The following is a 1,396-nucleotide window of genomic DNA, read 5'->3' as shown; positions in this document are numbered from 1 at the left end:
GGAAGTCAAAGTAAGGGTATATATTGATGAATCAGGATTTGAGGAGGAAAGCAGTTGTATTGATGCTTGGTCAAAAACAGGTAAGAAAATTGATGGAGACAGACAAGGAAAGGGAGGAAAAAGAGAACACCTAGTAGGGGGGAGAAGAAAAAGAAATGCATGACTTAATAGCCCCAATGATATTCACAGGAAGTAAAAATGCAGAAGGCTTTGAAGGCTGGGTATCAAAATATTTATGAGCCTCATGAGAAATTCCTTGAGTATTAATTATGGATCATCCTCCAATCCATGGCCAAAATCTAATTAGAGAAATAGTAGAAGAAACAGAACATCAAGTAATATTCCTCCCCAAATATTCTGCTGATTTAAATAACATTGAACATGATTTTAGTGCATTAAAGAGAGCCAGAATGTATGGCGATTCACATAAATCTTTAGATGAAATTAAATTTACCGTAAGTATTCAGCTATTAGCAGTCAACTCTCAGCAATAAGACACTCCTTTTCAGGACGGAGTTTAAATGAATATAGACTTTAAGGTCTTTTGTAGTAAGATTTAATTCTGGCTCAATTAATACAGCTTTGAACGCTTACTAAAAACAATAGCTGATAGCTAATAGCTGACGGCTGAATGCTTACAATTTACCAGCTATTAAAATTAGTGCAAAAGCTATATATTCTCAATAAGTAGCAATTATTATTTCGGATAATGGTATAGGTATGACAGAAATAGTTTTTCAGAAAATATTTGACCCATTTTTTACTACGAAACCTATAGGCAGTGGTACTGGTCTAGGATTATCCGTATGTCAACAAGTTATTATTGAAAAACATCAAGACAAACTAAATTGTACTTCTACACCAAAACAAGGAACAGAATTTTTAATTGAAATTCCTATCCGCCAGAAAACAAAACAAACAACAGAGCTATAATTAGACTTAAGTCAATTTAATAACCACTAAATTACTGGTCTCTGCCTATTATTTTTTGGTTTGAAAAAACAAATATAGGAATATACAGGTAGGTTAGGACATAGACTGATAATGATCCTAATAAGGGGAAATATTTTTCCCACTGTTCCCTGTTCTCTGTTCCCTGCTATATCTAATTTGAATCAGGAGAAATATTTAATGGATGCTGACAAAAGAAAAATTCTATCAGCTTTATGTCATGGAGCAATTTTCTTGAGTACAACTATTGTATCTGTAGGGATACCAATAGCTATTTTACTCTTAACTAATGATTCGGTTGTAAAAAGTAATGCTAAAGAATCTTTGAATTTTCATATTAACATTTATATTTACGCTATTATATTCGGTATATTGATCTGGTTGCTTATTGGTATTCCTTTATTAGTTTTGTTAGCAATTATTAGTTTTGTCATGCCAATTATTA

2 protein-coding genes and 1 pseudogene are annotated in these 1,396 nt (G+C 32.2%); all 3 read left to right on the top strand.

The features are described from left to right. Nucleotides 1-494, top strand: a pseudogene (locus F6K13_RS33225) (transposase); the annotation flags it as partial. A 199-nt stretch (nucleotides 495-693) separates the two neighbouring features. Continuing rightward, the gene (locus tag F6K13_RS33220; RefSeq protein ID WP_338043226.1) at nucleotides 694-933 is read left to right on the top strand and encodes a HAMP domain-containing sensor histidine kinase; all 240 of its coding nucleotides are present in this window, start codon (nucleotides 694-696) and stop codon (nucleotides 931-933) included. Nucleotides 934-1,131: 198 nt separating this feature from the next. Continuing rightward, a partial coding sequence (locus F6K13_RS33215) for a DUF4870 domain-containing protein (protein ID WP_287289943.1) occupies nucleotides 1,132-1,396 on the top strand: 265 nt, incomplete at its 3' end.

Origin of the sequence: Okeania sp. SIO2B9, from assembly GCF_010672505.1 — a bacterium.
Classification (GTDB): Bacteria; Cyanobacteriota; Cyanobacteriia; order Cyanobacteriales; family Microcoleaceae; genus Okeania; species Okeania hirsuta.
The sequence above is the reverse complement of the archived record's forward strand: the minus strand, read 5'-3'. Positions and strand labels throughout refer to the sequence as shown.